This is a genomic window from Streptomyces himastatinicus ATCC 53653 (assembly GCF_000158915.1).
Classification (GTDB): Bacteria; Actinomycetota; Actinomycetes; order Streptomycetales; family Streptomycetaceae; genus Streptomyces; species Streptomyces himastatinicus.
This window is the reverse complement of the sequence record NZ_GG657754.1, coordinates 1,699,790-1,705,333: the sequence shown is the minus strand read 5'-3', so window position 1 is coordinate 1,705,333 and position 5,544 is coordinate 1,699,790. Positions and strand designations below refer to the sequence as shown.

The 5,544-nt window shown below is 73.3% G+C and carries 6 protein-coding genes; 5 read left to right on the top strand and 1 reads right to left on the bottom strand.

The features are described 5' to 3' along the window. Positions 1-774: LysR family substrate-binding domain-containing protein (locus SSOG_RS06620; protein ID WP_063631542.1), on the top strand; the 774-nt coding region annotated here is incomplete at its 5' end. Here SSOG_RS06620 and SSOG_RS06615 read toward each other — a convergent pair. Further along, on the bottom strand, positions 771-1,358 hold the full coding sequence (locus SSOG_RS06615) for a TetR/AcrR family transcriptional regulator (protein WP_009713437.1): 588 nt from the start codon (positions 1,356-1,358) through the stop codon (positions 771-773). The genes SSOG_RS06620 and SSOG_RS06615 overlap by 4 nt on opposite strands. A gap of 254 nt (positions 1,359-1,612) precedes the next feature. Here SSOG_RS06615 and SSOG_RS06610 point away from each other — a divergent pair, with 254 nt between their 5' ends. The 4 genes from SSOG_RS06610 to SSOG_RS06595 all read left to right on the top strand — a co-directional run. Then, complete coding sequence (locus SSOG_RS06610) at positions 1,613-2,212, top strand: (2Fe-2S)-binding protein (RefSeq protein ID WP_009713436.1); 600 nt, start codon at positions 1,613-1,615, stop codon at positions 2,210-2,212. Then, complete coding sequence (locus SSOG_RS06605; protein WP_009713435.1) at positions 2,209-3,201, top strand: FAD binding domain-containing protein; 993 nt, start codon at positions 2,209-2,211, stop codon at positions 3,199-3,201. The genes SSOG_RS06610 and SSOG_RS06605 overlap by 4 nt, the downstream gene beginning before the upstream one ends. Further along, positions 3,198-5,336 carry a xanthine dehydrogenase family protein molybdopterin-binding subunit gene (locus SSOG_RS06600; protein ID WP_009713434.1) on the top strand — a complete coding sequence of 713 codons (2,139 nt, stop codon included), beginning with the start codon at positions 3,198-3,200 and terminating at the stop codon, positions 5,334-5,336. Before SSOG_RS06605 ends, SSOG_RS06600 begins: the two co-directional genes overlap by 4 nt. Continuing rightward, positions 5,329-5,544: XdhC family protein (locus tag SSOG_RS06595; protein ID WP_039936731.1), on the top strand; the 216-nt coding region annotated here is incomplete at its 3' end. The genes SSOG_RS06600 and SSOG_RS06595, both read left to right, overlap by 8 nt.

Below are 5,544 nucleotides of genomic sequence, written 5' to 3'. Positions count from 1 at the left end.
TCCCCTACGTTCCGGCTCGCGTATGTCCCGGGGGCGACGCCCGCCAAGTGGGTGCGGATCTGGAACGAGCGCCTGCCCGACGTCCCGCTCACCCTCCTCGCGGTGCCCGCCGCCGAAGTCCCCGGTGTGCTGCGGGACGGCGGCGCCGACGCGGGGCTCGTGCGGCTGCCGGTGGACCGTACGGTGTTCAGCGCGATCCCCCTCTACACCGAGACCACGGTGGTCGTGGCCCCGAAGGACCACGTCGTGACGGCGGTCGACGAGGTGACCGTCGACGATCTGGCCGACGACATCGTGCTGCACCCCCTCGACGACGTGATCGGCTGGGAGCGCCCGCCGGGGCAACCTGCGATCGAGCGCCCCGCCACCACGGCGGACGCCATCGAGCTGGTGGCGGCCGGAGTGGGGCTGCTGGTCGTGCCGCAGTCGCTCGCCCGGCTGCACCACCGCAGGGACCTCACGTACCGGCCGCTCACGGACGCGCCCCAGTCGAGCGTCGCGCTGTCGTGGCCGGAGGACGCGACCACCGACCTGGTGGAGGACTTCATCGGGATCGTCCGCGGGCGGACCGTCAACAGCACCCGGGGCCGCACTCCGCCCCCGGCGGAGCAGAAGCGCAAACCCGCGGCGGGCAAGACGGTATCCGGCAAGACGGCGTCCGGCAAGGCGGCTTCCGGCAGGGCAGGCGGGACCGGAAAGAACCCGCGGGGCCGTTCCGCGGCGCCCAAGGGTGCCAAGGGCGCCAAGCGCGGCAAGCCGCGCCGCCGGTCCTAACCAGGCGCCTGACCCGGCGCACCGGCGCGCAGGCCGTCCATGACCAGGTCCAGGAGCCGCCCGGCACACCCCTGCCAGTCCCCGCAGGGGTCGATCTGCCAGAGCCCGGCGATGGCGAGCATGAAGTCGTCGGGGGTGACCCCCGGGCGGATGGTCCCGGCCTCCTCGTTCGCCGTCAGCAGGAGCGTGACGGCGGAGGTCAGCGAGCCGCGTGCCAGCTGGACCAGACCGCCGTGCGCGCTGGTGGCCTTGTGCAGCGCACCGGCCAGGCCCGCCTTGGTCATGGCGTACTGGGCGAGGCGGTCCATCCACTCCCGCAGCGCCTGGTCCGGTGCCCGGGTCCGCAGCAGCTGGGCCGCGGTGTCGGCGACCTGCTGCACCTCGTAGCGGTAGACCTCCAGGACCAGCGCCTCGCGGTTGGGGAAGTTGCGGTAGAACGTCCCCTGTCCGACGCATGCCTTCTTCGCGATCGCGCTCAGCGGGGCGTCCGCCGAGCGCGTCAGCTCCGCGAGGGCCACTTCCAGGATGCGCTCGCGATTCCGTTGCGCGTCCGAGCGCAGTGGGGTGTCCTTCTTCTCAGGCACGCCCTCCTCCTTCCCGGAACCGCGGTCGGGCCGGCCTTGCTAACCGGACAACTGTCCGATACGTTCATACCAGCCGGACAACTGTCCACTTAGGTCTACCTTAGCGGCAGATCCGGCCAGTGCGAACGGCTGGTGCCGGTCGCCACCAGCCCGCTCACCTTCCCAGACTCTTCCCGGGGCACTCCCCGGACCCTTCCCGCACCGCCCGGATCATCTCGCTCGACGCGCACCAGCTACGCGAAAGAAGGCTGATCATGGCCCCAGCCCCCTCCCCGACGTACAGCGCCATCACGCTGAACATCAACGGCGAGAAGCACACGCTGCCCGTCGACCACCGCACCACCCTGCTCGACGCCCTGCGCGAACGTCTCGACCTGACCGGCACGAAGAAGGGCTGCGACCAAGGTCAGTGCGGTGCCTGCACGGTGCTGATCGACGGGCGCCGCGCCGTCTCCTGTCTCCAGCTCGCGGTGGCCGCCGAAGGGCGTGTCATCACCACCATCGAAGGCGTGGCCGAAGGCGAGGACCTGCACCCGGTGCAGCAGGCGTTCCTCGACCTCGACGGCTACCAGTGCGGCTACTGCACCCCCGGCCAGATCTGCTCGGCCATCGCCGTGATCGAGGAACACGCGGCGGGCTGGCCGAGCGCCGCGACCCAGGACGTGCGGCCCGAGGCGGGAGTGCAGCCGCTCACGGCCGAGGAGATCCGGGAGCGCATGAGCGGCAACCTGTGCCGCTGCGGCGCGTACGTGTCGATCGTCGAGGCGGTCGCACAGGCGGCGGAGGCCGCGCAGCCGCCGTCCGGCGGCTCGGGTGACGGAAACGGCGCGACGGAAGCGGAGGCAGCGGTATGAGGGAATTCGGGTATGAGCGCGTGCACGACGTCTCCGGGGCGGTGGCCCTGCTCGGCGCCGACCCCGACGCGCGCTACCTCGGCGGCGGCACCAACCTCGTCGACCTGATGAAGACCGGGGTGGAGCGGCCCGCGCGCCTCATCGACGTGCGCGACCTCCCCCTCGACCAGATCGAGGCCACGCCGGACGGCGGCCTGCGTATCGGCGCGACCGTCACCAACAGCGACCTCGCCGCCCACCCCGATGTGCGGTCCCGGTACCCGGGGCTGGCCCAGGCCGTGCTGGCCGGAGCCTCAGGGCAGCTGCGCAACATGGCCACGGTCGGCGGGAACCTGCTCCAGCGCACCCGCTGCGGCTACTTCACCGACACCGCCAAGCCGTGCAACAAGCGGGTCCCCGGCAGCGGCTGTCCCGCCATCGAGGGCGAGCACCACAACCACGCGATCCTCGGCGCCTCCGAGCACTGCGTGGCCACCCACCCCTCGGACATGGGGGTGGCGCTGACCGCCTTCGACGCCGTCGTGCATTACGAAACGGCGGACGGGCCGGGCGAGTTGCCCTTCGCCGAGTTCTATCTGCCGGTGGGGGACACCCCGCATCTGGAGACCGCGCTGCCGCCCGGCGCGCTGATCACCGGCATCACCCTGCCGCCCGCTCCGGTCGCGGCCCACTCGCGCTACCGGAAGGTGCGCGAGCGCGCCTCGTACGCGTTCGCGATCGGTTCGATCGCCGGCGCCCTCGACGTCCGGGACGGCGTCGTCCACGAAGTGCGCCTGGCCTTCGGGGCCGTGGCCTCCCGGCCGTGGCGCGCCCACGCCGCCGAGCGGGCGCTGACCGGGGGACCGGCGACCGGCGAGGCGTTCGCCGCCGCCGCGGACGCCGAACTGGCGGCCGCCGAGACGCTCCCGCACAACGGATACAAGGTGACGCTGATGCGCAACCTCGTCGTGGCCATGCTGACCGAACTCTCCGAGGAGGCCGTCCGATGACCACGACGACCGGAACCGCCGCCGTCACCCCGTCCGTCGGCACCGCGCACACCCGTGTGGAGGGCCGGGAGAAGGTCACCGGAGCGGCCCGCTACGCCGGTGAGATCCCCTTCGCCGACCTGGCCCACGGCTGGCTGGTGGTGTCCACCATCGCCCGTGGCCGCATCCGTGCGGTGGAGTCCGCCCCCGTCGAGGCGATGCCCGGCGTCCTCACCGTCCTGCACCACGGGAACGCCCCGCAGGTCGACGGCGAGTACGTCGGCCTGCTGGGGAAGCCCGACCCGACCGTCACGCTCTTCCAGACCGATCGGGTGCCGTTCGCGGGCTGGCCGGTGGCGCTGGTCGTCGCGGAGACGCCGGAGCAGGCCAGGGAGGCCGCCGAGGCGTTGGTGGTCCGCTACGACGAGGAGCCGCACGACGTCGCGTTCTCCGCCGCCCACCCCGGTGCCCGCAAGCCGGAGGACCCGTCGGCGGAGACCGAGAAGGGGGACCTCGCGGCCGAACTCGCCGCGGCGGCCACCGTCGTGGACGCGGAGTACACCACTCCGGAAGAGCACCACGCCATGATGGAGCCCCACGCGGCCACCGCCCGCTGGGACGGCGGCCGGCTGGAGGTCGTCGACTCCAACCAGGGCAGCATGTGGGTGGCCGACGAGCTGGCGAAGATGTTCTCGCTGGACCTCGGTTCGGTGCGGGTGCTCTCCGAGCACGTCGGCGGCGGCTTCGGCTCCAAGGGGCTCCGCCCGCACCAGGTGGCCGCCGTGATGGCGACGACGGTCCTGCACCGCCCGGTCCGGGTCGTGCTGACGCGCCGCCAGATGTTCTCGATCACCGGCTACCGCAGCCCCACCGTGCAGCGGGTCAGGCTGGGCGCCGACGCGGAGGGGCGGCTGTCCGCGTTCGGCCACGAGGCCCTCAGCCTCACCTCGACCGTGCACCAATTCATCGAGCGCAGCGCCGACTACGGGCGCGCGATGTACGACGCCGACGCCCACCACACCGTCAACCGCGTGGTGGCGCTCGACGTGCCGACCCCGACGTTCGTACGCGCACCGGGCGAGGCCCCGGGCTCGTTCGCGCTGGAGTCCGCGCTCGACGAACTCGCCGAGAAGTGCGGCCTGGACCCGATCGCGCTGCGGGCGCGCAACGAGCCCGAGGCGGGCCCCGTCTCCGGGCTGCCGTACAGCACCCGCAGGGTCATCGACTGCTTCGAGGAGGGCGCCCGCAGGTTCGGCTGGGCGGATCGCGACCCGCGTCCCGGGCTGCGCCGCGAGGGCCGCTGGCTGCTCGGGACCGGCACGGCGGCGGCCACGTTCCCCTCGAACGCCATGCCGTCCACGGCCGCGGTGACGGCCGAGGCGGACGGCACGTTCACGGTACGGATCACCGCGGCCGACATCGGCACCGGCGCCCGGACCGCGCTGACCCAGATCGCCGCGGACGCGCTGGAGGTGGAGCCGAGCCGTATCCACATGCGCATCGCGGACAGCGACTTCGGCCAGGCGATGATCGCGGGCGGCTCCATGGGCACCCGCTCCTGGGCCTGGGCCGTCACCTCCGCGGCGAAGGAGCTGCGCGAGCAGCTGGCCCTCGGCGGCGCCATCCCGGAGCAGGGGATCACCGCCCGGTCGAACACGGCCGAGGCAATCGGCGCCCTCGCACAGAAGGAACGGCACTCCTTCGGGGCGCAGTTCGCCGAGGTGGCCGTGGACACCGCCACGGGCGAGGTCCGCGTACGGCGCATGCTCGGCATCTTCGCGGCGGGCCGGATCGTCAACCCGCTGACCGCGCGCAGCCAGCTCCGCGGCGGCATGGTCTGGGGTCTGTCCATGGCGCTGCACGAGGAGGCGATCCGGGACCGGGCCTTCGGCAGCCACGTCGGCCCCGACCTCGCGGGCTACCACGTCGCCGCGCACGCCGATGTGCCGCCCATCGAGGTGGGCTGGGTGGACGACCCGGACCCGGACGACCCGGTGGGCATCAAGGGCATCGGCGAGGTCGGGATCGTGGGCGCGGCGGCGGCGATCGCCAACGCCGTCTGGCACGCGACCGGTGTGCGCCACCGGCACCTGCCGATCCGCCCCGACCGCGTCCTGCTGGCGGGCACCGCGCCGGGTGGGGACGTGGATGCTTGACATCGCCGCCGAGCTGAACCGGTGGGTCGAGGAGGGCCGGGACTTCGCCGTCGCCACCGTCGTGGCCGTCGGTGGCAGCGCGCCGCGGGGTCCCGGCGCCGCCCTCGCCGTCGACGCCGAGGGCACGGCCATCGGGTCGGTCTCCGGCGGCTGTGTGGAGGGCGCGGTGTACGACCGCTGCGTCCAGGCGCTCGAGGACGGCGAGACG